The organism is Nocardioides zeae, assembly GCF_010686755.1.
Taxonomy (GTDB): domain Bacteria; phylum Actinomycetota; class Actinomycetes; order Propionibacteriales; family Nocardioidaceae; genus Nocardioides; species Nocardioides zeae.
On the sequence record NZ_JAAGXA010000008.1, the window covers coordinates 119,300 to 142,706 of the forward strand.

Consider the following 23,407-nt stretch of genomic DNA (forward strand, 5'->3'; position numbering starts at 1 on the left):
CGGTACCACACCCGCCGGCGTGACCCTAGCCACAGGCAGGGGTGCGTTGCAAGACATTGCTACGGATGAATTAGATATTTCCTCCGTAGCAATAGGTCAGGAGACCTGGGACCTCACGTCGTTCACGAACGCAGAGATCGCGGCCACCTGCTGCTCGTGCGGCTGCGCTGCGTCCCACACCTGGTCGGCCCACACGACGACGTGCCGGTAGCCCAGCTCGACGAAGGAGCCGACGGCCGACGTGTCCGCACGCTCGGGCCGGATGACCATCTCGAAGTCGTCCTCCGAGCGGCCCTTGTCGGCCAGGTGCCCGAGCATCTGGGAGCGCAGGCGAGCCGCCTCGTCGAGGCTCAGGGAGCCCGACGAGAACCACCCGTCCGCGACCGCCGCCGCACGCTTGAGCGCCACCTCGCCGTTGCCGCCCAGGATCACGGGCACGGGCGTCGGCTCCTCCACGACCAGCAGCGGGTCGAAGTCGAAGTCCTTGCCGTGGTGCTCCACGAACCCGCCGCCCAGGCAGGCCTTGAGCACCGTGATCGCCTCCCGGGTGCGGCGACCGCGCTGGGTGAAGTCGATGCCGAGGGCCGTGAACTCCTCCTGCAGCCATCCCGCGCCGACACCGAGCGTGACCCGGCCCCCGGAGATCTCCTGCAACGTCGCCAGCGCCCGGCTCACCAGCAGCGGGTCCCGCAGCGGGAGGACCAGGATGCCCGTCGCCAGCCGGATCCGGGAGGTGACGGCCGCAGCCGCGGCCAGCATCGCCAGCGGGTCCAGCAGGTGGGTGTGCTCCTGCACGAGCGGGCCCGTGTGGTGCTGTGCCTGGTGGGACCCCGGATGGACGCTCGTGTACTCCTTCGGGTGGAAGACGTGCTCCCCGAGCCACAGGCTGTCGACACCGGCGGCGTCGGCCGCGCGGGCGAGCGCCAGGAAGTCGGCCGCGGGCAGGTCGTAGGCCGAGAGCCCCAGCTGGAGGGGTCGGGACTCGCTCATGCGCCGACCACCTCCTGCCGCAGCGACTGCTTGACCTCGCGCCGCAGCAGCTTGCCCGTCTCGTTGTAGGGCAGCGCCGCGGCCGCGAGCACCCGGGACGGGACCCGTGTCGAGCGCAGCCGTCGGCGCACCCATTCCTGGAGCGCCGCCTCGTCGACCACGTGGCCGTCGCTGGCGACGACCATGGCCTCGACCCGCTCCCCCCACTCCGTGTCGGGCACGCCGACCACCGCCACCTCGGCGACGGACTCGTGCTCGAGCAGCACGTCCTCGATCTCGCCCGGGGAGATGTTCTCTCCGCCACGCACGATCACGTCGTCCGCCCGACCCTCGAGGAAGAGGTAGCCGTCGGCGTCGAGATGCCCGCGGTCCCGGGTCGGGTACCAACCGTCGACCAGGGCGGAGTGGGACGCGTACTCACCGGCGATCTGGTCCCCGCGCACGAAGATCTCGCCGCTGTCGCCGACGGGAACCGGCTGGCCGAGCGCATCGCGGACCTCGATCTCGACGGTGTCGAGGGGACGGCCCACGCTGCCCAGCCGCGCCCGCACGTCCGGGTCGGAGGAGGCCAGCGCCGCGCGGTGGTCCTCCGGCCCGAGCACCGCGATGGTCGAGCTCGTCTCGGTCAGCCCGTAGGCGTTGACGAAGCTGGTGCCGGGCAGTGCCGCGAGCGCGCGCTCCAGCACCGCGACGGGCATCCGACCCCCGCCGTACGAGAGGCTGCGCAGGTGGGGCAGTCCCCCGGGCAGCCGTTCGAGCTCGTCGAGGATCCGGTTGAGCATGGTCGGCACGACCATGGCGTGCGTGACCTCCTGCTCCCGGGCCACCGCCACCCAGCGCGCCGGGTCGAAGGTCGGGAGCTGCACCATGCGCCGTCCGCTGTAGGTCGAGCTGAGCACCGACGTCACGCCGGCGATGTGGTAGTTGGGCACGGACACCAGGATGGACTCCTCCGGTCCGCATCCGAGGAACTCGACGGTCGCGACGATGTAGCTCGACAGGTGCCGGTGGCGGATCAGTGCCGTCTTCGGTGCACCGGTCGTGCCGCTCGTGAACAGCTTCAGGGCCACCGCGTCACCGGGCACGTCGACGCCGTCGCGGCGGGGCGCGGCGGGGTCGGTGCTCCAGGCGCGCACCTCGGCGCTGGGCACCGCCACGATGCCGGCGGGGAGCGACAGCTCGCGTCCGGCGCCGTCGTCGGTCACCAGGAGGCCGCTGCCCAGGCGTTCCAGCGCAGCGTCGAGCTGCGCGTCGGTCAGGCGGTAGTTGAGCGGGACGAACGGGACGCCCGCCGCGGCCGCCGCGAACTGCAGGACCGGCACGTCGACGGAGTTCAGTGCGAGCAGCGCGACGTTCTCCACGCCGTCCGCGACCAGCCGTCCGGCGAGGGCCGAGGCCCGGTCGTGCAGCTCGGCGTAGGTCAGCGACTCGTCACCGCACCGCACGGCCTCGCGGTCGTCGGCGGCACCCGCCGCCATCTCCAGGAGCATCGGGATGTTCACGGGGATCAGTCCGAGGCGGGCAGCTGCTTGGCGGACTTCACGGTCAGCACCCGGCCGGCGACCGCCAGGGGGCCGGCGCCCCCCTTGACGCAGAGCACCTCCACACCCGACTCCTCGTCGACGTAGCGCTTGCCGATGACGAGCTGCTCGCCGTCGGTCGCGTCGGCGGCGGTGGCTCCACCCGACGGCTCGGTGGCCATCGGCTGACCGCCGCAGGTGAGCACGTCGGTCGTGCCGGGTCGTACGACGACGACGGATGCCTCGCTGACCGTGCTGTGGAGGCGGGTTCCTGGCTTCATGGTGGTGGTCCTCGACTCAGATCGTCTTCAACAGGTGGAGAGCGTGCTCGCTCAGGGCGGTGACGTGCGCACCGCGTCCCGCCATGCGGGGGTCGCTGGTCTCGCCGCGGACGAACCGGGCGTACAGCTGCTGCAGGATGACGGCCGTCTTCCAGTAGCCGAACGCCTCGTACCAGGCCAGGTCGCCACCGCTCAGATCGCGCCCGAGGCGCGCGCCGTACGCCGCGACCACCTCCTCCTTGGAGGGGAGCCCCAGCTCGTCGACCCCCGGCAGGATGCTCACCACGGCCGGATCGGGCCAGTAGTTGAGCAGCGTGCCGAGGTCGGTGAGCGGGTCCCCGAGGGTGGCCATGTCCCAGTCGAACACCGAGGTGACCCGGGTGGGGTCGTCGGGGGCGAACTGGCAGTTGTCCAGCTTGAAGTCGTTGTGCACCACCGCGGCCGGGCCCTGGACGGGCAGGGTGCTCGCCAGCTCGTCGGCCACGGCGTCGGTGGCCGTCGGACCGTCGTACGTGGTCACGGCCTGCCACCGCTGCGTCCACCCGCCGACCTGGCGCTCGAGGTAGCCCTCGGGGCGTCCCAGCCGCTCCAGGCCGGCCGCAGCCGGGTCGACGGCGTGGAGGTCGGCCAGGGCCTCGACCGCGGCGATCCCCAGCTGGTGCCCGGCGTCGGCGGGCATGGTGTCCGGGACGCGGTCCCACACGACGACGCCCCGGCGGTACTCGGACACGAGGAAGGGTGCGCCGATCACCGAGGTGTCGCCGCAGAACGCGACGGCGCGGGGAGCGCGGGGGTAGACGGGGTGCAGGCCCGCGAGCACGCGGTGCTCGCGCTCCATGTCGTGGGCCTTGGGCGCGACCTGGCCGAACGGCGGTCGTCGCACGACGAGCATCTGCTCGCCGAGGGCGACCCGGTAGGTGAGGTTCGCCGAGCCGTTGGGGAACTGCAGGACCTCGAAGGCGCCGTCGGCGTCCGTCACCGTGGCGCGCAGGTAGCGCTCCAGGGCGTCCCAGTCGAGCTCCTCGCCGGCGCGGACGGGCGCGACCTCGACGCGCTCGTCCGGACGGTCCAGCTTCTCGTCGTACATCAGTCCACCTCGAGGAGGTGGGCGAAGCGCTCGCGCGCCTCCTGCTCGAGCGCCAGGAGGTGCCGCGGCGGGAACAGACCCTCGTAGGGCTCGCGACCCTTGAGCATCTGCTTGGCGACCTGGATCTTGTGCAGCTCGGTCGCGCCGTCGGCGAGCGCCATGTGGTAGGCCTCCATGGCCCACTTGCCGAACGGCATCTCCTTCGAGATGCCCAGGGATCCGTGGAGCTGGATCGCGCGGCCGACGACGTCGAGCAGCACCTTCGGCATCGCGGCCTTGACGGCGGAGATGTCCGTGATGACCTTGCGATAGTCGTTGTAGTGGTCGATCTTCCAGGCGGTCTGCAGCACCAGCAGCCGGAACTGCTCGAGCTGGATCCACGAGTCCGCGAGCATCTCCTGCACCAGCTGGCGGTCGGCGAGCGTGCCGGTGCCGCTGCGCCGCGAGACGACGCGGTCCAGCATCATGTCGATCGACTCCTTGACGAGCCCGACCGTGCGCATCGCGTGGTGGATGCGGCCACCGCCGAGACGCGTCTGCGCCACCGCGAAGCCCTGGCCGCGCTCGCCGAGGAGGTGGTCGAGCGGCACCCGGACGTCGGTGTACCGCATGTAGGGGTGGGTGCCCTCCTCCTCCTCGTGGCCCCACACGCCGACGCCGCGCACGATCTCCACGCCCGGGGTGTCGGCCGGGACGACGAACATCGACGCGCGCTGGTGGCGCGGGGCGTCGGGATCGGTCACGGCCATGATGATGAGGAACGACGCGAAGTTGGCGTGCGAGGAGAACCACTTCTCCCCGTTGATGACCCACTCGTCGCCGTCGCGCACCGCGCGGGTGACGAAGGCCGTGGGGTCGGAGCCGCCCTGCGGCTCCGTCATCGAGTACGACGAGACGATCTCGTTCTCCAGGAGCGGCGTCAGGTAGCGCTCCTTGAGCTCCGGCGTGCCGTAGTGCGCCAGGATCTCCGCGTTGCCCGAGTCCGGGGCCTGGCAGCCGAACACCACCGGTCCGCTGTGCGTGCGGCCCAGCACCTCGTTGAGCAGGGCGAGCTTGAGCTGTCCGTAGCCCTGACCCCCCAGCTCGGGACCGAGGTGGCAGGCCCAGAGGTCGCGCTTGCGCACCTCCTCCTGGAGGGGGCGGATGAGGGCGTTCCGCACCGGGTCGTCCACGTTCCACGCGTGGTCGATCACGCGGTCGACGGGCTCGACCTCCGTGCGGACGAACTCCTCCACCCAGGCCAGCTTCTCGGCGTACTCCGGGTCGGGCTCGAATCCCCAGCTCATGTGTCGTGTCCTTCGGTCGAGGGTCGGATCGGGTGGTCTCGTCCTCAGGACGAGACAGGCTCCCACTGCGGCAGGGTGGTGTCCCCCACGCGCTCGAAGCGGACGGTCATCGGCTGGTCGATCTCCAGGTCGAGACGCCCCGGCAGGGAGCCCAGGAAGCGCACGGACGGGAGGTCCTCGAGCTCGACGAGCACCGAGGTGTAGGGCGTCGGGTGCCCGGGATGGACCTGGTGCTCGACCACGGTCCAGCTGTGGAGCCGCCCCGCACCCCGCACCTCGCGCCACGACGTGCGCTCGCCGTGGCAGCGCGGGCAGACCCCGCGCGGCAGGTGGATCGGCAGGTCGCAGTCGTCGCAGTGCTGGACCACGAGCCGCTCCTCGGCCGCAGCCGCCCAGAAGGGAGCGGTGTCGTGGTCGGTGGTCAGGGGCAGGACACGCTGCTCGGTCACGGGAGGCCTCTCAGGCTCCGACGAGGAGCAGCGCGCTCCCGCCGGTCGTCGGGGCGGACGTCACGAGGCTGACCTCGGCGCCCGGGACCTGGTTGGTCGAGGTGCCGCGGATCTGGCGGACCGCCTCGACGACGTGGTTCATGCCGTGGATGTAGCCCTCGGAGAGGTGGCCGCCCGAGGTGTTCATCGGCAGCGCACCGCCCACCTCGAGCGTCCCGTCCTGGATGAAGTCCTTCGCCTCACCGGCACCGCAGAAGCCCAGGTCCTCGAGCTGGATGAGTGCCGTGATGGTGAAGCAGTCGTAGATCTGGGCGACGTCGACGTCCTGCGGCGTCATGCCGCCCCGCCGGAACAGGACCTCGCCGAGCGCGCGGGAGGACCACGTCGTGATCGAGTCGCGCATGAGGGCGGGGAACATCTGGCCCGGCTGCGCGTCCGCACCGCCCGACTGCGCGGCCGACCGGATCAGCGCGGGCGGCTGGCGCAGGTCGCGCGCACGCTCGGCCGAGGTGACGACGACGGCGCAGGCCCCGTCGGTCTCCAGGCAGAAGTCGAAGAGCCGCAGGGGCGTCGCGAGGGCCCGCGACGCGTGGTAGTCGTCCAGCGTCATCGTGCGGTGGTGCATCTGCGCCGCGGGGTTGGCGTTGGCGTGCTTGCGGCACGCGGTGGCGATCCGGCCGAGCGTCTCGCTGGTGGTGCCGTGGTCGGCCATGTGGCGGCGCGCGACCATCGCGAAGTACTGGCCCGGCGTCTGCATGCCGTAGGGCAGGAACATCTCCTCGTACGTCGAGGACCCGCCCGCGCGGGCGCCCTGGGCGTAGCCCGCGCCGTACCGCTCCCCGGAGCGACCGTTGATGGAGCGGAAGACGACCACGGTGCTCGCCAGGCCGGCCGCGACGGCGGCGGCGGCCTGCGCGACCATCGCCGCGGGCGCGGACCCGCCGGGGCCGACGTCGCCCCAGTAGGTCAGGTTCTCGACCCCCAGCGCGTCGCCGAGCGCCACGGGCGCGACCGTGTCCATGTCGCAGCGGACGATGCCGTCGACGTCCTTCGGGTCGAGGCCCGCGTCCGCCAGGGCGGCCAGCGCGGCCTGGGCCGCCAGTGTCAGCGTGCTCCGGCCCGACGCCTTCGAGAAGTCGGTCGAGCCGATGCCGGCGATCGCCATCGTGTCGGGGCGCCACGCGTCACGCATCGCCCCCACCTCCGGCCACGGCCACGTCGTGCTCGCCGAGCCGAGGCGGTCGGGACGGCTGCGGCTCGAAGGCGGAGAAACGGAACGGGGCGCCCGGGAAGAGCGCGGCCCGCTCCCCCTCGTCGGTCGCCACCGGCACCTCGAGGAAGAACTCCCGCGCCCGCAGGTGCTCGTCCTGCGGCAGGTCCTCGAAGGCGCGGAGCGGCCCGACGGGCAGGCCGCGCGCCTGGCCCTCCAGGTAGAGCGTGTCGGCGTCGTGGAGGAGGAAGAAGACCTCCAGCACCTCCTGCACGTGGGAGAACTGCGCCTGGCGGTGCGCGAAGTCCTCGTACGCCGGGTCGACCAGGTCGGCGGCGAGGTCCGCGGCGTCCATCCACGCGACCAGGGACTTCCACAGGTGGAGGTCGCCGAGGATGAGCGCGAAGTAGACGTAGCCGTCGGCGCAGGGGAAGAGCGCGGGCTGCGTCGGGACCGGCTGCGCGTGCCGCGCGGTCTGCCGTTGCACGACCGCCTTCGGGTAGAAGTAGTACGGGTTGGCCAGCTCGCCGGAGACGGCGTTGGCCTCGTGCATCGAGACGTCGACGACCTGGCCGAGCCCGTCGACCTGGCGCTGCAGCAGGGCGAGCAGGAGCGACATCGTCGCGTAGCTCGCCGCGTTCTGGAACGCCTGGTTGCCGCCCGGGAGGATCGGGGGGATCGAGTGGTCGTCGTAGCCGCAGCTGTTGAGCGGCCCGCCGGCCGCGAGGCCGACGAGGTCGGTCGTGCGGTAGTCGGCCCAGGGGCCGGTCAGCCCGAAGGGCGAGACGGACAGCACGATCAGGCGGGGACGTCCCGCGACCAGTGCCTCCGGGGTGAGGCCGCGCTCCGCCAGGCGCGCCGGCCCGTCGGTCGTGATGACGACGTCGGCCCGGTCCAGCAGCGCGGCCAGCGGGCCGTCGGCGGGGTCGGGGCCGTCGATGACGACGCTCTGCTTGCTCGTGTTGTAGACCCAGAACGAGAGGCTGCGGTCCGCCCCCGGTCGGCCCTCCAGCCACGGTCCCGTACGGCGGCTGGTCGCGCCCTCGGCCGGCTCGACCTTGATGACGGTGGCGCCGGCGTCGGCCATCAGCTTGCCGGTGTGCTCGCCCGCCGGGGTGTCCGCCAGCTCGACGACGACGAGGTCGGAGAAGGGCGACCCGGGGATGCGCTCGCTCATCAGATGATCTCCTCAGCAGCCAGCCGGGCGATCTCGTCCTCGTCCATGCCGAGGATGTCGCGCAGCACGTAGGTGTTGTCCTCGCCCAGCAGCGGCGCCGAGCGCCAGGTGTGCTGCTCGGTGCGCGAGAACGTCATGGGGTTGCCCTCGAAGAGCGCCGGCCCGATGACCGGGTGGTCGAGCTCGAAGAAGGTGCCGCGGGCGGCGACCTGGGGGTCGACCTCCACGAGGTCGCGGGCGTTCTGCACCGCCCCGGCCGCGACACCGACGGCCTGGAGCTCGCGCATGAGGTCGTGCTTGTCGCGCCCCGAGGTCCAGGCACCGACGAGGGCGTCGAGCGCGTCGGCGTTGGCGACCCGGTCCGCCATGGAGGCGAACCGGTCCTCCGAGGCCCACGCGGGGTCGCCCATCGCGCCGACGAGCGACTTCCACTCGGCGTCCTCGGTGACCGCGATCGCGACCCACTGGTCATCGCCGGCCGCCGGGTAGACACCGTGGGGCGCGGCGTCCGGGAACTCCAGCCGGTTGCCGCGGGGGAAGTCGTCGCGGCGGCTGGGCCGGCCGTTGACCAGGGTGTCGAGCAGGTCGGGGCCGAGCAGGTTGATGCCGGCCTCCACGGCGGAGACGTCGATCTCCATGCCCTGGCCGGTGGCGTTGCGGCGATAGATCGCCATGAGCAGCGCGATGGCGTTGTAGTACGCCGCCTGGTTGTCCATGTAGGACATCCCCCAGCCCGAGGGCTCGCGCCCCGGCAGGCCGCTGTTGAAGGAGAGGCCGCACACCGCCTGGATGACGGGCCCGTAGCTCCGGAACTGGTGGTGGGGGCCGTCGTGCCCGTAGCCGCTCATCCGCGCGAAGATCGCGTCGGGCCGGAGGCCGGTGACGTGGTCCCAGGTGATGCCCCAGCGCTCCATGACGCCCGGGGCGAAGTTCTCGGTCACGATGCCGCTGTCCGCGATGAGCCGGTCCGCGATCTCCCGACCCTTGTCGCTCCGCATGTTCAGCGTGATGCCGACCTTGTTGCGGTTGTAGTTGTTGAAGAGGCCGCCCTTGTTCGGGTCCGGGTGGGGGTCCTCGTCGCCGTACGCCCGCACGTCGCCCTTGTAGATGGGCAGGCGGCGGGGCAGGTCGGGGCGCTTGCGGTCCTCGATGCGGATCACCTCGGCACCGAAGTCGGCGAGCATCCGCGTGGCGACCGCGCCGACCCCCATCCAGCAGAAGTCCGTGACGCGCACGCCGGCCAGGGGTCCCCTGCGGCGGACCGGTGTCCGCTCGTCGCTGACGGTCTCGTTGCTCACGTGCTGCCTCCTCGGTCCGCGCGTTCACCTCATCCGGGTGACGCGGAGCACACCGCACGTTAATTCTCATGAGGAACCGGGTCAAGACGATGACCACCTTTTCTTCATGAGGAATATGTCAGGCTGGATCGGATCACCCAGCCCCGCGAACCGGAGGACGACGATGGCACCGAGCGACACCCCCACGCCCCGCGAGGTCGTCACGGCCTTCATGGAGACCTGGCGGGACCGCCCTCTCCACGACGGTGCAGCGTTCCTCGCCCCCGGCGCGACGGCCTGGCTCGCCCACGCGGCCGGCGCCGGCGGCACCGAGCCCAACACCGGGACGACCTTCTCGGGGCAGCGGTGGCTGGAGCTGCTGCAGCCGATCGTGGACCGCATGCCGGGCGGGCTGACGGTGCACCTGCACCGGGTGGTCGCTGACGGCGCGTGGGTCGTCGTCGACACCGAGTCGCGCGGCGAGGTGCCCCCGTCGTCCGTCTACAACATGCGCTACACGTTCTGGTTCCACGTCGAGGACGGGCTCGTGACCGAGCTCCGCCAGTTCTTCGACACGAAGTACGGCGAGCAGTTCTTCCTCGACGCGCACTTCACGCACTGAGGCCGGAGGCCCGACCCCGTCAGGCCCTGCGGGGTCGCGCGGCGGCGATGGCGTTCGGGCGGGGACAGCCCGGCCAGGACGCGAGCTGGGACCTTGGTGCACTCCTCGCCCGATCCGAGGTGCCCCAGGTGCACACTTCCGGGCGGCCCGCGTAGGTCCGCGACGTCCCGGACCGGGACGGACCCGAACCGGCCCCTCAGCCGAACAACCGGTCCCACTCCGCCTGGAACTCCGCGATGTCGTCGGCGTCGAGCGCGGCCACCGCGTCCGCGGGCCGCACGTCGGCCATCCCCGAGAGCGTGCCGGGGATGTCGTCGAGCACCGCGGGGTGCTCCTTGTTGATGGCTGCCTGCCCCTCCTCCGAGACCATGAAGTCCGTGAGCACCTGGGCGGCGTTCGGGTGGGGCGCCTCCTGGAGGACGGCCGCGAAGTAGCGGGTCGCCCAGACCCCCGACGGCGAGACGACCGAGTCGACGGGAGCGCCCGTGGCCCGCGCGCCCGCCTGGGGCAGCACACCCGGCGAGGCGGCGATCTCGCCCGACGCGAGAGCCTGGCCCATCGGGACGGTGCTGGGGTAGATGCGCGGCTCCTGGGCGGCCAAGCGCTCGAGGTAGTCGTCGCCGAACGTCTCCTGCATCCACAGGTAGAGGTCGACCTGGGCGGGTGCGACCGGCTCCACCAGCCCGATCTTCCCGCCGGCCAGCTCGGGCGCCAGCAGGTCGGGATAGTCCGCGAGGCCGTCGGGAACGAGGTCCGTGTTCCAGCCCGCGACGACCGCGACGGCGCCGACCGTGGCGAGCGAACCGTCCTCGACGAGCAGGTCGGCGACCGGCCCCGCCTCGAAGCCCGGGCCCACCACGGGGGCGAACCAGTCGCCCGCCCGGGCCTTGGACTCCAGGCCGGCGACATCGGTCTCGACCCACACGTCCGCCGCCACCCTCCCGGACTCGCGCTCCTGCTCGATGCGCGCGGTGTTGTCCGGACCGTTCGCCCGCACCACCGTGAGGTCGATGTCGTAGGCCTCCTCGAAGGCCTCCTCGAACGCCGCCAGGTTCTCGGGGAGCTGCGCCGTGTAGAGCATGACGCTGCCCTCGTCCTCCGCGCTGGCCACCACCTCGTCCCACGGCGTGTCGGCATCGACCGGCGCTGCGGACGGGGACGCGGAGCACCCGGCTGCGGCCAGCAACCCGACCAGCGCAGGGACCAGGCCCCGGTGGAACCGCGGCGTACGTCGTCGTCGATCGGCGGCCCGGTGCGCGGTGCTGGTCATGGGGAGCTGCCTTTCGTCGGCCGACGTGACCCGTGCCACTCGGTGGCGTCAGGCTGGCACCAGCGTCCCGAGCGTCGCAACAGTTCCTACTGATGAATTTTTCAATTGCTCCTGATCTTTTTTTCCGCCCACGACCGCCTCGTATCGAGCGCGGGGGCGACAGCCGGACCTGACCGTGATAGTTCTTGATGAGAAAAAGATCACCGCGTAGGGTGCGGCCAGTCGCCGCACGGGGGAGGACTCGATGAGCGAGGACGTCGTCCAGGTCCGGACCGGGCTTCCGATCGTCTACCGGCCCGGGGATCCCCTCGCGGGCGACGGTGTCGACTCGCCGGGCGGGCGTCCCCCCAAGGCGTCCGAGGCGACCGCGGAGCGCATCGTCCACGGGATCGTGAGCAACGGCTACGCCGTGGGCGACCGGATGCCCGCCGAGTCCGAGATGCTCGAGCGCACCGGCGTCAGCCGGGAGACCCTGCGCGAAGCCCTCCGCATCCTCGAGGCCCAGGGCATCCTGACGATCCGCCGCGGTCCCGGCGGAGGCCCCTTCGTCAACGCCCTGAACGCCAGCTACCTCGCCCGCACCTCGGCCCTCTACTTCCACCTCGCGGGCGCGACCTACGAAGAGCTCTTCGAGACCTGGGCGTTCATGGAGCCCCTCATCTCGGCCAAGGTGGCGTCGCTGCCCGACCGCAGGTGGAAGCTGGACCGTCTCTCACCCTTCATGGCCTACGACCCCCACGCGCACACCCGGGGCCAGGTCATCCACGAGCTCAACGACTTCCACGCGGTCCTCGCGACGATGAGCGGCAACCGGGTGCTCACCCTCCTCACCCAGGCCGTCGACCACATCGTGGTGCACCAGGTGCTCACGCGGGCCGACCCGACGGACAAGAGCAAGGCCATGGCCCACTCCCACGACGACATCGCGCGGGCGATCGTCGACGGGTACGCCACGAAGGCGCGCAAGCTCATGGAGGAGCACATCCGCGACGTGGTGGCCTGGGTCACCGACATCAACCCGGGGATGCTGGGCGAGCTCATCGAGTGGCGGTGACCACGACCGTCGACCTGCGGGGCGGCCTGGACGCCAGCGGTCGGCCCCGGCAGCCGCTCGTCGTGGTCGACCTGGCGCGGGTGGCGCCCGACGGGAACCTCGTCGCCGCGCTCGCACGGCACCGCGACGGCATCGTCGTCGGCGTCAGCGACGAGGCGCTGCCCGACGCGCCCGCCACCCGTGCCCTCCTCGACGCGCTCGACGTGCTCCTCGCGCCGTCCGCGCCCGGCACCGCCCACGCGGGCGGACGCGCCGACCTCGCGACCCTGACCGCGGTGGTCGAGGCGGCTCCCGTCGCGGCCGTCACCCTCAAGCGGGTCCTCCGGGCCGGCGAGGGGATCGCTGCCGACGCCGCGCTCACCCTCGAGTCGCTGGCCTACTCGACGCTGCTCGCCGGCGCCGAGTTCCAGCGTTGGCTCGCCGATCGCGACCGTCGGGGCGGCGACGACCGTCCCGAACGGGTCGAGGTGGCGCGGTCGGACGCGGGGCTCACGATCCGGCTCGCGCGTCCCTGGCGTCGCAACGCGGTGGACGCCGCGATGCGGGACGCGCTCCACGACGCCCTCGAGATCGCGCACCTCGACCCGTCGGTGGAGGAGGTCGTGCTCCGCGGCGACGGCCCGGACTTCAGCGCCGGAGGCGACCTCGACGAGTTCGGGAGTGCCGGCGACGTCGCCGTGGCTGCCCTCGTCCGCACCTCCCACAGTGTCGCCCGCTCCGCGCACGAGCTCGGTCCGCGCCTGCGGTGCGAGGTCCACGGCGCGTGCGTCGGCGCCGGGGTCGAGATCCCCAGCTTCGCCTCCCACGTGACGGCGACCGCCGACGCCTGGTTCCAGCTGCCCGAGGTGCGGATGGGGCTCGTGCCCGGCGCGGGCGGCACCGTGGGGATCCCGCGTCGGATCGGCCGGTGGCGAACCGCCTACATGGCGCTCACCGCCGGTCGGATCGACGCCGCAACGGCGCTCGCCTGGGGCCTCGTCGATGAGCGCACCGTCCCCTGACCTCGCGGGCTGGGCCGCGAGCGGGGCGCTCCACCTGACCGGGCGTGCTGGGGGCCGGCCCGTCCTCGGCCCCGGCGATCCCGCCGGCCGGGTCGCCGCGGACCTCGCGGCCGTCGCGTCGTACGGCGCCGCCCGAGCGCCCCAGGACGAGGACCCGACGGGGGATCTCCCGGGCGTCGGGCTGCTCGGCGAGCGCGCCGCGCTGCTCGGGCTCGCGCGCCGCGGCCCGGTGTCGTGCGGTGGCGCGTTCCGGACCGTCCCGACGGCGGACGGCTGGCTCGGCCTGTCCCTCGCCCGGGACGACGACGTCGCGCTCGTGCCCGCGCTCGTCGGGGAGGACGTCGCCGAGGGCGTCGACGCCGCGTGGCGCTCCGTCCGGCGCTGGACCCGCACGCTCCCCCGCGCCGAGGCCGCCGAGCGCGCCGAGCTCCTCGGACTCCCGCACGCCGCCTGGCCGCCGCTGCCCGCCGAGGACCGCGCGCCGGTCGAGACCCTCGCCGGTGGTCGTCGTCCACGCGTGACCGACCGCCCTCTCGTGGTGGACCTGAGCGCCCTCTGGGCCGGCCCGCTCTGCGCCCACCTGCTGGGCCTGACGGGCTGCACGATCGTCAAGGTCGAGGACCCGCGTCGACCCGACGGGGCCCGTCGTGCCCCGGGCGGCTTCTTCGACCTCCTGCACGCCGGCCACGAGTCGGTGGGCATCCGCCTGGACGGGGACGGGCCGCGCCACCTGCTCGACCTCCTGCTCCGGGCCGACCTCGTCATCGAGTCGTCGCGCCCCCGAGCGCTCCGCCAGCACGGGATCGTGGCCGAGGAGCTGGTCGCCGCGGGCGTCTCCTGGCTCTCCATCACCGCACGGGGCCGGACGAGCAACGCCGTCGGGTTCGGCGACGACGTCGGCGTGGCCGGCGGGCTGGCAGTGGAGGACGACGGCGACCTCCTGCCCGTGGGGGACGCTGTCGCCGACCCCCTCACCGGGGTGCGGGCCGCGGCCGCGGCCGCGGCCCTGCTCGCCCACGACCGGGCCGCGCTCCTCGACGTCTCGATGCTGCACGTCGTGCGGGCGTGCGCCACGCCGGCGGTCCCGCCTCACCACGCGGTCGAGCGGGCGGGCGACGGCTGGGAGCTGGTCGCGGCGGGAGCGCGGCACGCCGTCGCTCCCCCGCGCGGCCGCAGGCCCCGCGGCACCGCCGCACCCCTGGGCCGGCACGACGACCGGTGGCTGCCGTGACCCTCGTGCTGCGGGACGTGGAGCTCGAGGGGACCCGTACGGCCGTGGAGGTGCACGACGGGACCGTCGTGCGGATCGGGGACGACGTCGTGCACCGCGCCGGCGCGCTCGAGATCGACGGGCACGGCGGGGCCTTGCTGCCCGGTCTCCACGACCACCACCTCCACCTGTTGTCCATGGCCGCTCGGACCGCCTCCGTCGACTGCACGACCACGACGCGCGAAGCAGACCTGGTGCGCGCGGTCCGCGCCGTACCGGGTCCGTGGGTGCGGGTGACCGGCTACGAGGAGTCGTTGGCCGGTCCTCTCGACCGCCACGTCCTCGACCGTTGGGCACCGGGGCGGGCCGTGCGGGTCCAGCACGGGAGCGGCGCCCTGTGGATGCTGAGCACGACGGCGCTCGCACAGGTGCAGCACGTCCTCGACGACTCCGCCGACGTCGAGCGGGACGCCGACGGCACGCCCACCGGGCGCCTGTGGCGGTACGACGCCAGGTTGGCTCCCGCGCTGCCGCCCGTGCCGCTCGACCTCGGGGCCCTGGGCGCGGACCTCGCACGCCACGGTCTCACCGGGGCGACCGACGCGACACCCGACATCGACCCGTCCGGCGTGCGGCTCCTCGCGGACGCCGTCGACCGTGGCGACCTCCCCCTCCGCGTGCACCTCCTGGGACCGTCGTCGGCCGCCGCCGTGCCCGCCGGTCGAGGCATGACCGTGGGGGCGCGCAAGATCGTCGTCGAGGACCACTCCCTGCCCGACGTGGGCCGCCTGACCGCGGTGATCGCGGGCGTCCACGCGACCGGGCGGTCCGTCGCGGTCCACACCGTGTCCGCCGAGTCGCTCGTCATCACGGTGGAGGCGCTGCGCCGCGCCGGGAGCCGCCGGGGCGACCGGCTGGAGCACGCGGCCGTGGTGCTGCCCGGACTGGAGACGGACCTCCGCGCCCTCGGGGTCGTCGTCGTCACGCAGCCGGGCTTCGTCCACGCCCACGGCGACCGCTACCGGCGCGACGTCGCACCGACCGACCTGCCCTGGCTCTACCGCTACGCGACCCTGCGGGACCACCACGTCGCCGTCGTGGCCTCGAGCGACGCGCCGTTCGGACCCGTGGACCCGTGGCAGGTCATGCGAGCGGCGTCCACCCGGCGCACCCGGGGCGGCACCGTGCTCGGTCCCGGCGAGGCGGTACCGACGGCCGAGGTGCTGGACTCCTACCTGCGGGACCCGGCGGACCTGTCCCGGCGACGGAGGGTGGCCGTCGGCGGTCCCGCGGACCTGTGCCTGCTCCGCGTGCCCCTGGCGACCGCGCTGGCCGAGCCGTCCGCCGAGCACGTCAGGCTGACCGTCACGGCGGCGGGCAGCACGGAGCGCGTCGTCGGCAGCTGATCAGGCAGGCGGGGGTCACCCTCGGGACAGGTCGACGACGAACCGCCCGACGACCGATCCGTCGTGCAGCGCGGCGTAGGCCTCCGCCACCTCGGCGAGGGAGATGCGGGTGGTCTCGGGCACGACGTGGCCCTCCCGGGCGAGCTCCATCAACCGCTGCAGCTCGGCCCGCGACCCCCAGAAGGGCAGCGAGACCCGGAAGCCCTGCGCGAGCGCACGCCCCTTCGCGACCTCGAGGTCACCACCGGCGCTGCCCACGATGCTCAGCTCGCCACCGGCGGTCACCAGCGAGGCCCCGAGCGCGACCGTGGCCGGGCTCCCGACGAAGTCCAGCACGAGGTCGGCCTCGCCGACCTCCGCGGCGAGCCGGTCCGGCGGCACCGCCGCCCCGGCGCCGCAACGCACGGCCAGGTCGAGCGCTGCCGACCGCGTGTCCGACGCGACGACCCGGGCGGGCGTGAGGTGACGGAGCAGCTGGATCGCGAGGTGCCCCAGGCCGCCGACGCCGATCACGACCGCGGTGGAGTCGGAGCCGTCGAGCGGCACGCGGGCGCCGCCGATCGCGTGGAGCGAGGTGAGGCCGCCGTCCGTGAGCGGGGCGGCCACGCAGGGGTCCACCCCGGTGGCGTCCACGAGGTGGCGGACGTCCGGCACGAGCATGAAGTCGGCCAGACCGCCGTCCCGACCGAGCCCGCCTCCCACCGCCCCGCCACGCCGCAGGCAGTAGTTCTCGAGCCCCTGGCGGCAACGCCGGCACGCGCCGCAGCCCCAGATGCCGTGCACCACGACGGCGCGGCCGACCATCCCGGGGTCGACACCGGCACCCACCGCGTGGACGGTGCCGGCGACCTCGTGACCGAGGGTGAACGGCAGCTCGTAGGGCAGGACCCCGGGGGCCGCACCGGTCACGTGCAGGTCGGAGTGGCACAGCCCCACCGCCGTGACGGCGAGCAGCACCTCCCCGGGTCCGGGCTCGGGCACGGGCAGCTCGACGAGCTCGGGCGCGGAGGACCACGCCGCGCAGCGCCACGCGCGCATCGTGGTCACGGCACGACCACCGCGAGCATGTCCACCACGCAAGCCGGCTTGTCGCCGCCCTCGCGCTCGATCGTCACGCGGGTCGCCACCTGGAAGCCGAGGCTGATCGGGGTCACCCCCCGCAGCTCGACGCCCGCACGGATGCGGGAGCCGGCGGGCACCGGCGCGGGGAAGCGCACCTTGTCGGAGCCGTAGTTGACGCCCATGCTCACGCCCTCGACGCGGTACACCTCGTCGGTGAGCACCGGCAGCAGGCTCAGGGTCAGGAAGCCGTGCGCGACCGTCGCCCCGAAGGGCCCTGCGGCGGCCCGCGACGGGTCGGTGTGGATCCACTGGTGGTCCCCGGTCGCGTCGGCGAAGGCGTCGATGCGTTCCTGGGTGACCTCCATCCACCCGGAGTGGCCGAGGTGCTCACCCACGGCCTGCTGGAGCTCGTCGACCCCGTGGAAGATCCTCGTGCGTGCCTGGTCAGTCATGGGGGCTCCTGTCGTCGGTGACATGGGGCGCGACCGCGAGGAGCGCATCGAGCGCTCGCCGGGTCGAGCCGGGATCCTGGTGGAGCAGGGTCTGCAGCCCTGCACGTCGGGCGCCGACGAGGTTGGGCTCCGCGTCGTCGACGAACAGCACCCGCGCGGCCGGCACGCCGAGGCGGGCGACGGCGAGGTCGAAGATGGCCACGTCGGGCTTGCGCAGACCGACGTCCGCGGAGATCACGACGGGGTCCAGCACGGCCTCGAGCTGGGCGCGGGGGTAGTCGTTCCCCCAGCTGTTGGACACGAGGCCGGTGCGCACCCCCCGTGCACGGAGGTCGTCGACGAGCGCGAACATCGTCGGCTCCTGCCGCATCTCGGCGAAGAGACGGTCGAGGAGGCCGGCGGCCGGTACGGCGCGGCCATCCGCCGTGCGGAGCTCTGCGGCGAACGTCTCCTCGAACACCTCGAGCGCGAGCTCTCCCGTCTCCAGCCGGTGGATCGGCGTACCGGCGGGCGCGTCGCGCGCCAACCAGGCGCGGAGGGTGCGGGTGAAGGAGGCGGGCTCGATGCCCTCGCGCGTGGTCCACGCGCCGATCGAGTCGCGGACCGGGGTGGTGAGCACGCCGCCGTAGTCGAACAGCACGGCGTCGATCGCGCCTCTCCCCAGCACCACGCCGACCGTCCTATTCCTTCCGATGAATTAGCTCGCAGGGGCACTGCACCTCATTCAGTGCAGATCCGTCAAGCCCGGGGCGACGGCCGCCGTGGCCCAGGTGGCCGGCGCGGCGAGCATCGTGGCGACGCAGGCCGCGTAGTCCTCGCCCATCCAGCCGCCCGAGTTCGAGGCCAAGCCGAGGCGTGGCCCCGGGACCTGACGGCCCCGGCGGTCCCGCTGAGCTGGCGGACCAGCTCGACCACCTGCGCGACGCCGGGGGCGCCCAGCGCATTCCCTCGGCTCACCAGCCCGCCGGCGCGAGGCCGACGCCCTCGACCATCCCCCCTGAGCCGGATGCTGCTGGAGCGGTACGTCGCGCCCGTCGAGACCGAGAGCGCCATGGCCGCGACCCTCCTGACCAGCGTCGGGACGCGCACGCCCCCTGGAACGACGCAGCCCCCGACCTGCATCTCTGCAGGTCGGGGGCTGTGTGTCGGAGCCGCCTGTCAGAATCGAACTGACGACCTAATCATTACGAGTGATTCGCTCTACCGACTGAGCTAAGGCGGCGCGCTGCCCGCCGGAACGGACAGCGAGGAGAGCATAGCGACCGGGGCACACCCGCGCGAATCGGGCCCTCCCGATCGGTGCGCTCAGGCGGCGAGCGTCAGCGCAGCGGCGCGAGCGCCCTCGCTGGCGTGCTCCTGCGTGGCGCCGCACCAGCAGGTGAAGGTCGCGACCCACCCGCCCTCGACGGCGCGCACCGCGCTGAACTGGGTGTCGAAGATGAGCTGGCGCTTCTCGCAGCTGCTGCAGCGGTGGACGAACACGGTGGCCTCCTCAGGAGTCAGATCGGGGACGAGCCCCATCCTCTCGACATCGAGACTCCAGGGGTAGCCTCACTTTCCAGCGCGATCCCTAGGTCATTCCTATGATGCGACCGTGCTCTCCCTCCACCAGCTGCGGTGCTTCCTCGCGACGTACGAGCACGGCTCGCTGACCGCCGCGGCGACCGAGCTCGGCTACGCCCAGCCGAGCGTCTCCGAGCAGATCCGAGCACTCGAGAAGTCGCTCGGGGTGCAGCTCTTCCGCCGCGTCGGCCGTGGCGTCGTGCCCACCACGGTCGCCGACGAGCTGCGCCCCCACGCCGAGCGCACGCTGGCCGCCGCCGAGGAGGCGCGCCGTGCCGTCACGAGCGCGAAGGCCCTCCAGACGGGCACCATCCGGTTCGGGATGTTCGGCGCGGCACGCCTGTACGCCGGGGCCGGGCTGGTCGCGGACGTGCTGGCCCGCTACCCCGGTGTCCGGGTCGAGCTCATCGGCCAGAACTCCAACGAGGTGCAGGAGGACCTGCGCCGGGGGCGGCTCGAGGCCGCCATGATCGCGGTGCCGGCCGCCACCAGCGAGGGCATGACGGTCACGCCCGTGGCCAAGGACGAGCTCGTCTACATCAGTGCCGACCCGGAGCGCCTGGCGTCGCCCGTGACGCCGCAGCGCTTCGCGCAGGCACAGCTGGTGATGCCGGAGACGACGTGGCGGGCGGTCGACTCGACCCGCATCGTGCTGCGCCAGATGCTGCACGAGACGGGCCGCAACCCGACGACGCGCATCGAGGTGGAGGACATCGAGACGGCCGTCGAGCTCGTCGGGATGGGGCTCGCCGACAGCGTCATCCCCAAGGGCGCCGCGCTCCAGCTGCTGCCCCGGCTGGCGCCGTCCGCGGGCTACGTCTCGCTGCGGCCGCGGCAGTACGACACCCTCGCCGTCGTGCACCGCTCCGGAGCGACCCTGTCCCCCGCCGCCCGGCTCATGATCGAGCTGGCCACGCGGCGGATCCAGCAGATCGCCGAGCCCTACTCGCCCCGCTAGCTGCAGGTCAGCCCGTCCTCGGGCACGACGCCCTCGACCAGGAAGGCCTCGACGGCCTCGTCGATGCAGTCGTTGCCCGAGCCGTACGCCGTGTGGCCCTCGCCCTCGCGCGTCACCAGCACACCCGACTCGAGGGTCTCGGCCATCGCGACCGCCTCCTCGTACGGCGTGGCCGGGTCCCCCGTCGTGCCGATCACGACGATCGGGGCAGCGCCGGCGCCCGTGACCTCCCGGGGCTCCTCCGCCTGGCGGCCCGGGTAGGCGCTGCACCAGCCGAGGCCCAGCTCGCCGCCGTCGCCGAAGGTGGGCGCCGCCTCGTCGAAGTCGTCGGCGTACTGCGCCGCCTCCTCCGGCGAGAGGCTCGTCGGGTCGTCGAGGCAGGAGATCGCGTAGAACGCCTCCATGAGGTTCGACGCGTAGCCGCCGCTGACGTCGCGGTCGGCGTAGAAGTCCGCCAGCAGCAGGAGCGTGTCGCCCTGACCGCCCAGGGCCTCCTCGAGGCCGTCCGTGAGGAACGGCCAGTTCTGCTCGTTGTAGAGCGCCGCCTGGATGCCCGTCGTGCCGAGCGCCTGGGTGAGCACCCGGTCGGGGTCGCTCGTGGGCAGGGGCTCCTCGAGCAGCGAGTCGAGGAGGCCCTGCACGGTCTGCAGGCCCTCGTCGACCGAGTCGCCCACGGGGCAGTCGCCGTCGTCGACGCACGCCTGCAGGTAGTTGCGGAACGCCAGCTCGAAGCCCGCCGTCTGGCTCAGCGAGCCCTCGACCCGGTCGAGCTCGGGGTCCGTCGCCCCGTCGAGCACGAGGCGCTCGGAGCGCTCGGGGAAGTACGTCGCGTAGACCGCGCCCAGCGTCGTGCCGTAGGAGAAGCCCAGGTAGTGCATCTCCTCGTCGCCGAGCACGGCGCGCAGCACGTCCATGTCCTTCGCCGTCTCCACGGTCGAGATGTGGCCGACCAGGTCGGGCGACAGCTCCTCGCAGCCCTCGCCGAGCCGCTGCTGCCACTCCTCCGCCAGCGCGACGCCCTCCGGCGTGTTCGGGTCACCGGACGCCGCCAGGTAGTCGTCGAGGTCGGCGTCGCTGAGGCAGTCGATGGGCGAGCTCTGGCCGGTGCCGCGCGGGTCCCAGCCGACGATGTCGAACGACTCGAGCAGCGCGTCGCCGTAGGCGTCCTCGCGGGCCGCCAGCTCCGTGCCGCCCGAGCCGGGGCCGCCCGGGTTGACCAGCAGCGATCCCACCCGCTCGTCCGCCGGGCCGTCGGCCGCGCGGCGCAGCACGCGCAGGTCGAGGGTGTCGCCGTCGGGCTCGTCGTAGTCCAGCGGCACCTCGAGCCACGTGCACTCGAAGTCACCGCGGCCGTCCTCGGCCGTCTCGTCGCACGACTCCCACGAGAGCGACTGCGTGTAGAAGGGCTCCAGCTCCGGGCTGGGCGACTCGCCGGTGGGGCCGCGCTCGTCGTCGCGCTCCGCCGGCGCCGTCCTGTCCTCGCGCGACGCGTCCGCCCCGTCGTCGTCCCCGCCGATGAGCACGAACGCGGTCACGGCCGCCGCCCCCACCGTCACCACGAGGGCGACCACGAGGCCGACCACCAACCACACCACCGAGCTGCGCTTCACCGCACGTTCCTCCCCGTCGGGGCCCCGGCGCCGTCACGGCGCGGGAGGAGCCCCACCATCATCGACTCGAGCGCGAGCATGACAGGAACGTTGAACTCCAGCATCTGCTCACGCGCGGCGAACACCACCTCGATGCGCGCCAGGTTCGCCTCCGGGCCACCGGACTCGGCCAGGGCCTCGACCTGCTCCCGGAGCTCCTCGTTCACCAGCTCCGTCCCCACGCCGAGGCCCACCGCCACGGCGTCCCGGTAGACCGACACGAGGTCGGTCAGCGCCCGGTCCACCACGTCGAGGTGCCGCCGCTTCGCCCGCGACTTCTGCTCGCGCTCGAGCGCGGCCCGGGCCGGCGCGTACTCCCGCGGCTTCCGCCCGCGCTCCACCACCCCGTACGCCGCGTCCAGGTCCGCCCGCTCCACCGCGTCGAGCTCGACGGTGATCGCGTCGGCCTCGGCCTTGGTCGTCTCGCTCAGCATCGTCGCGGCCGCCATGGCGGCACCCAGCGAGCGGAGGCGCCCCGGCAGCGCGACCACCTCGGCACGTCGCTGCCGCGTGTCGGGGTCGGTCGCGAGCGCCTTGGCCCGGCCGATGTGCCCCTGGCTGGCGCGGGCCGCCCGCAGCGCGAGCGTCGGGTCGACGGCCGCGGTGCGCTCGAGGAAGGCCGCGACGTCCGCGGTGGCCGGGGTGCTCAGCGTGACGAGGCGGCACCGCGAGCGGATCGTGGGCAGCACGTCCTCGACCGTCGGCGCGCAGAGCATCCACACCGTGCGCTCCGTGGGCTCCTCGATCGCCTTGAGCAGCGCGTTGAAGGCCTGGTCGGTGAGCCGGTCGGCGTCCTCCACCACCAGGATCTGCCAGCGTCGCCCCACGGGGGCGAGCGCCGAGCGGCGCACGAGGTCGCGCACCTGGTCGACGCCGATGGACAGCCGCTGGGTGCGGATGACGGCGACGTCGGCGTGGGACCCCGCGAGCACGGTGCGGCAGGCGTGGCACGTGCCGCAACCGCCCTCCTCGCACTGGAGCGCCGCCGCGAAGGCGATCGCCGCGTTGGAGCGGCCCGAGCCGGGCGGGCCGGTGAAGAGCCAGGCGTGGGTCATGCCCTGGGGCCGCGCACCGCCCGTGCCCGCCGCCTGCGCGAGCGCGGCGATCGCGGGCCGCTGGCCGACCAGGTGGTCCCAGACCGTCATCGTGCCTCCTGCCGCGCCTGCACCAGCAGGGGCGCGACGCGGGCCCACACGGCCTCCGCGATCTCCTCCCGCGTGCCCGTGGCGTCGACCACCAGGTAGTGGGCCGGGTCGGCCGCCGCGAGCGCGAGGAACTCGGCGCGCACCCGCTCGTGGAACTCGACGGACTCCGCCTCGATGCGGTCCCGTCCGGTCAGGCGCGCCAGCCCGGCTCCGGGGCGCACGTCGAGCACGACCGTCAAGTGGGGCCGGAGGTCGCCGGTGGCCCACCGCGCCACGTGCTCGAGGCCCGCGACGGCGTCGCCCAGCGCGCGCCCCGCGCCCTGGTAGGCCAGGGTCGAGTCCACGTACCGGTCCGTCACCACCACCGCGCCGCGGTCGAGGGCCGGCCGGACCACCTCGGCGACGTGCTCGGCCTTGTCCGCGACGTACAGCAGCGCCTCCGTGCGCGCCGCCAGGTGACCGGTGGCGGGGTCGAGCACGATGCGCCGGAGCTCGCGCCCCACGGGGGTGTCGCCGGGCTCGAAGGTGGGGACCGCGTCGTACCCCTCCCGCTCCAGGCGCTCGACGAGCAGCCGCGACTGCGTCGACTTGCCGCCGCCGTCGCCGCCCTCGAAGCACACGAAGACGCCGGTGGCGGCGCGGAGCCCGGGCGCGGGGGCGGGATCGCGGTCGGCGGAGGTCACGCAGGTGAACCTACGAGGTCGCGGAGACACTTCTCCACCGCGGGTGAGGGGTTTG

General features: G+C 73.4%; 24 protein-coding genes and 1 tRNA gene. 6 read left to right on the forward strand and 19 right to left on the reverse strand.

Annotation, left to right across the window (positions count from 1 at the left end; all coding sequences use genetic code 11):
* Nucleotides 1-96: 96 nt before the first annotated feature.
* From G3T38_RS12780 to G3T38_RS12820, 9 genes are read right to left on the reverse strand one after another with little or no spacing between them, the layout of a single operon-like run.
* Entirely contained in the window at nucleotides 97-990 is an 894-nt protein-coding gene (locus tag G3T38_RS12780) for a TIGR03619 family F420-dependent LLM class oxidoreductase (protein ID WP_163772695.1), read from the reverse strand.
* Entirely contained in the window at nucleotides 987-2,492 is a 1,506-nt protein-coding gene (locus G3T38_RS12785) for an AMP-binding protein (RefSeq protein ID WP_163772696.1), read from the reverse strand. Before G3T38_RS12785 ends, G3T38_RS12780 begins: the two co-directional genes overlap by 4 nt.
* A 5-nt stretch (nucleotides 2,493-2,497) precedes the next feature.
* Nucleotides 2,498-2,791, reverse strand: coding sequence for a hypothetical protein (locus G3T38_RS12790; protein ID WP_163772697.1), 294 nt, complete (start codon nucleotides 2,789-2,791; stop codon nucleotides 2,498-2,500).
* 16 nt (nucleotides 2,792-2,807) lie between these two features.
* Nucleotides 2,808-3,878: a phosphotransferase family protein gene (locus tag G3T38_RS12795; protein WP_163772698.1), complete on the reverse strand. Its 1,071-nt coding sequence runs from the start codon at nucleotides 3,876-3,878 to the stop codon at nucleotides 2,808-2,810.
* Nucleotides 3,878-5,164 (reverse strand): acyl-CoA dehydrogenase family protein, encoded by a 1,287-nt coding sequence (locus G3T38_RS12800; RefSeq protein ID WP_163772699.1) that lies wholly within the window; start codon nucleotides 5,162-5,164, stop codon nucleotides 3,878-3,880. Before G3T38_RS12800 ends, G3T38_RS12795 begins: the two co-directional genes overlap by 1 nt.
* A 44-nt stretch (nucleotides 5,165-5,208) precedes the next feature.
* Complete coding sequence (locus G3T38_RS12805; RefSeq protein ID WP_163772700.1) at nucleotides 5,209-5,613, reverse strand: zinc ribbon domain-containing protein; 405 nt, start codon at nucleotides 5,611-5,613, stop codon at nucleotides 5,209-5,211.
* A 10-nt stretch (nucleotides 5,614-5,623) separates the two neighbouring features.
* Nucleotides 5,624-6,805 (reverse strand): thiolase C-terminal domain-containing protein, encoded by a 1,182-nt coding sequence (locus tag G3T38_RS12810; protein WP_163772701.1) that lies wholly within the window; start codon nucleotides 6,803-6,805, stop codon nucleotides 5,624-5,626.
* Nucleotides 6,798-8,000: a CaiB/BaiF CoA transferase family protein gene (locus G3T38_RS12815; RefSeq protein WP_174267949.1), complete on the reverse strand. Its 1,203-nt coding sequence runs from the start codon at nucleotides 7,998-8,000 to the stop codon at nucleotides 6,798-6,800. The genes G3T38_RS12810 and G3T38_RS12815 overlap by 8 nt, the downstream gene beginning before the upstream one ends.
* Nucleotides 8,000-9,298, reverse strand: a complete 1,299-nt coding sequence (locus tag G3T38_RS12820) for a CoA transferase (RefSeq protein WP_206675871.1) — start codon at nucleotides 9,296-9,298, stop codon at nucleotides 8,000-8,002. Before G3T38_RS12820 ends, G3T38_RS12815 begins: the two co-directional genes overlap by 1 nt.
* 163 nt (nucleotides 9,299-9,461) lie before the next feature.
* Here G3T38_RS12820 and G3T38_RS12825 point away from each other — a divergent pair, with 163 nt between their 5' ends.
* Nucleotides 9,462-9,899, forward strand: coding sequence for a nuclear transport factor 2 family protein (locus tag G3T38_RS12825; protein WP_163772702.1), 438 nt, complete (start codon nucleotides 9,462-9,464; stop codon nucleotides 9,897-9,899).
* A 196-nt stretch (nucleotides 9,900-10,095) separates the two neighbouring features.
* Here the strand turns inward: G3T38_RS12825 and G3T38_RS12830 are convergent, their stop codons facing one another.
* A complete protein-coding gene (locus G3T38_RS12830; RefSeq protein WP_163772703.1) occupies nucleotides 10,096-11,169 on the reverse strand; it encodes an ABC transporter substrate-binding protein in 1,074 nt (357 codons plus the stop codon).
* 244 nt (nucleotides 11,170-11,413) lie between these two features.
* Between G3T38_RS12830 and G3T38_RS12835 the strand changes: the two genes are divergently transcribed.
* Genes G3T38_RS12835 through G3T38_RS12850 form a run of 4 tightly spaced genes read left to right on the forward strand, consistent with a single transcriptional unit; the run spans nucleotide 11,414 to nucleotide 15,840 of the window.
* On the forward strand, nucleotides 11,414-12,223 hold the full coding sequence (locus G3T38_RS12835; protein WP_163772704.1) for a FadR/GntR family transcriptional regulator: 810 nt from the start codon (nucleotides 11,414-11,416) through the stop codon (nucleotides 12,221-12,223).
* Nucleotides 12,220-13,224, forward strand: a complete 1,005-nt coding sequence (locus G3T38_RS12840; protein ID WP_338037629.1) for an enoyl-CoA hydratase/isomerase family protein — start codon at nucleotides 12,220-12,222, stop codon at nucleotides 13,222-13,224. The genes G3T38_RS12835 and G3T38_RS12840 overlap by 4 nt, the downstream gene beginning before the upstream one ends.
* Nucleotides 13,205-14,455: a CoA transferase gene (locus G3T38_RS12845; protein ID WP_163772706.1), complete on the forward strand. Its 1,251-nt coding sequence runs from the start codon at nucleotides 13,205-13,207 to the stop codon at nucleotides 14,453-14,455. The genes G3T38_RS12840 and G3T38_RS12845 overlap by 20 nt, the downstream gene beginning before the upstream one ends.
* Nucleotides 14,443-15,840: an amidohydrolase family protein gene (locus G3T38_RS12850; protein WP_163772707.1), complete on the forward strand. Its 1,398-nt coding sequence runs from the start codon at nucleotides 14,443-14,445 to the stop codon at nucleotides 15,838-15,840. The genes G3T38_RS12845 and G3T38_RS12850 overlap by 13 nt, the downstream gene beginning before the upstream one ends.
* A gap of 15 nt (nucleotides 15,841-15,855) precedes the next feature.
* Here the strand turns inward: G3T38_RS12850 and G3T38_RS12855 are convergent, their stop codons facing one another.
* The 6 genes from G3T38_RS12855 to G3T38_RS12875 all read right to left on the reverse strand — a co-directional run bounded on the left by G3T38_RS12855 (nucleotide 15,856) and on the right by G3T38_RS12875 (nucleotide 18,836).
* A complete protein-coding gene (locus G3T38_RS12855; RefSeq protein WP_163772794.1) occupies nucleotides 15,856-16,878 on the reverse strand; it encodes an alcohol dehydrogenase catalytic domain-containing protein in 1,023 nt (340 codons plus the stop codon).
* Nucleotides 16,879-16,883: 5 nt separating this feature from the next.
* Entirely contained in the window at nucleotides 16,884-17,354 is a 471-nt protein-coding gene (locus tag G3T38_RS12860) for a MaoC family dehydratase (protein ID WP_163772708.1), read from the reverse strand.
* Nucleotides 17,347-18,024: an HAD family hydrolase gene (locus G3T38_RS12865; protein WP_338037630.1), complete on the reverse strand. Its 678-nt coding sequence runs from the start codon at nucleotides 18,022-18,024 to the stop codon at nucleotides 17,347-17,349. The genes G3T38_RS12860 and G3T38_RS12865 overlap by 8 nt, the downstream gene beginning before the upstream one ends.
* Nucleotides 18,025-18,078: 54 nt before the next feature.
* Nucleotides 18,079-18,201, reverse strand: coding sequence for a hypothetical protein (locus G3T38_RS22240; protein WP_275940905.1), 123 nt, complete (start codon nucleotides 18,199-18,201; stop codon nucleotides 18,079-18,081).
* 302 nt (nucleotides 18,202-18,503) lie between these two features.
* A tRNA-Thr gene (locus tag G3T38_RS12870) sits at nucleotides 18,504-18,576 on the reverse strand.
* A gap of 83 nt (nucleotides 18,577-18,659) precedes the next feature.
* Entirely contained in the window at nucleotides 18,660-18,836 is a 177-nt protein-coding gene (locus G3T38_RS12875; RefSeq protein ID WP_163772709.1) for a hypothetical protein, read from the reverse strand.
* Between the two features lie 112 nt (nucleotides 18,837-18,948).
* On the opposite strand from G3T38_RS12875, the gene G3T38_RS12880 reads away from it, so the two are divergent.
* On the forward strand, nucleotides 18,949-19,875 hold the full coding sequence (locus G3T38_RS12880; protein ID WP_163772710.1) for a LysR substrate-binding domain-containing protein: 927 nt from the start codon (nucleotides 18,949-18,951) through the stop codon (nucleotides 19,873-19,875).
* On the opposite strand, the gene G3T38_RS12885 is transcribed toward G3T38_RS12880, so the two are convergent.
* The 3 genes from G3T38_RS12885 to tmk are packed head-to-tail and all read right to left on the reverse strand — an operon-like array spanning nucleotide 19,872 to nucleotide 23,352.
* Entirely contained in the window at nucleotides 19,872-21,485 is a 1,614-nt protein-coding gene (locus G3T38_RS12885) for an alpha/beta hydrolase (protein ID WP_338037631.1), read from the reverse strand. The two genes, G3T38_RS12880 and G3T38_RS12885, sit on opposite strands and share 4 nt — an antisense overlap.
* Nucleotides 21,482-22,669, reverse strand: coding sequence for a DNA polymerase III subunit delta' (locus G3T38_RS12890; protein ID WP_163772711.1), 1,188 nt, complete (start codon nucleotides 22,667-22,669; stop codon nucleotides 21,482-21,484). Before G3T38_RS12890 ends, G3T38_RS12885 begins: the two co-directional genes overlap by 4 nt.
* On the reverse strand, nucleotides 22,666-23,352 hold the full coding sequence (tmk, locus tag G3T38_RS12895) for a dTMP kinase (protein WP_338037632.1): 687 nt from the start codon (nucleotides 23,350-23,352) through the stop codon (nucleotides 22,666-22,668). Before tmk ends, G3T38_RS12890 begins: the two co-directional genes overlap by 4 nt.
* Between the last annotated feature and the right edge of the window lie 55 nt (nucleotides 23,353-23,407).

What these genes read in the sequence shown, in the direction of transcription:
- G3T38_RS12800 (WP_163772699.1), bottom strand. Translation starts at nt 5,164, where the DNA reads ATGAGCTGGGGATTCGAGCCCGACCCGGAGTACGCCGAGAAGCTGGCC.
- G3T38_RS12845 (WP_163772706.1), top strand. Translation starts at nt 13,205, where the DNA reads ATGAGCGCACCGTCCCCTGACCTCGCGGGCTGGGCCGCGAGCGGGGCG.
- G3T38_RS12790 (WP_163772697.1), bottom strand. Translation starts at nt 2,791, where the DNA reads ATGAAGCCAGGAACCCGCCTCCACAGCACGGTCAGCGAGGCATCCGTC.
- G3T38_RS12825 (WP_163772702.1), top strand. Translation starts at nt 9,462, where the DNA reads ATGGCACCGAGCGACACCCCCACGCCCCGCGAGGTCGTCACGGCCTTC.
- G3T38_RS12780 (WP_163772695.1), bottom strand. Translation starts at nt 990, where the DNA reads ATGAGCGAGTCCCGACCCCTCCAGCTGGGGCTCTCGGCCTACGACCTG.
- G3T38_RS12830 (WP_163772703.1), bottom strand. Translation starts at nt 11,169, where the DNA reads ATGACCAGCACCGCGCACCGGGCCGCCGATCGACGACGACGTACGCCG.
- G3T38_RS12855 (WP_163772794.1), bottom strand. Translation starts at nt 16,878, where the DNA reads ATGCGCGCGTGGCGCTGCGCGGCGTGGTCCTCCGCGCCCGAGCTCGTC.
- G3T38_RS12835 (WP_163772704.1), top strand. Translation starts at nt 11,414, where the DNA reads ATGAGCGAGGACGTCGTCCAGGTCCGGACCGGGCTTCCGATCGTCTAC.
- G3T38_RS12890 (WP_163772711.1), bottom strand. Translation starts at nt 22,669, where the DNA reads ATGACGGTCTGGGACCACCTGGTCGGCCAGCGGCCCGCGATCGCCGCG.
- G3T38_RS12815 (WP_174267949.1), bottom strand. Translation starts at nt 8,000, where the DNA reads ATGAGCGAGCGCATCCCCGGGTCGCCCTTCTCCGACCTCGTCGTCGTC.
- G3T38_RS12860 (WP_163772708.1), bottom strand. Translation starts at nt 17,354, where the DNA reads ATGACTGACCAGGCACGCACGAGGATCTTCCACGGGGTCGACGAGCTC.
- G3T38_RS12810 (WP_163772701.1), bottom strand. Translation starts at nt 6,805, where the DNA reads ATGCGTGACGCGTGGCGCCCCGACACGATGGCGATCGCCGGCATCGGC.
- G3T38_RS12795 (WP_163772698.1), bottom strand. Translation starts at nt 3,878, where the DNA reads ATGTACGACGAGAAGCTGGACCGTCCGGACGAGCGCGTCGAGGTCGCG.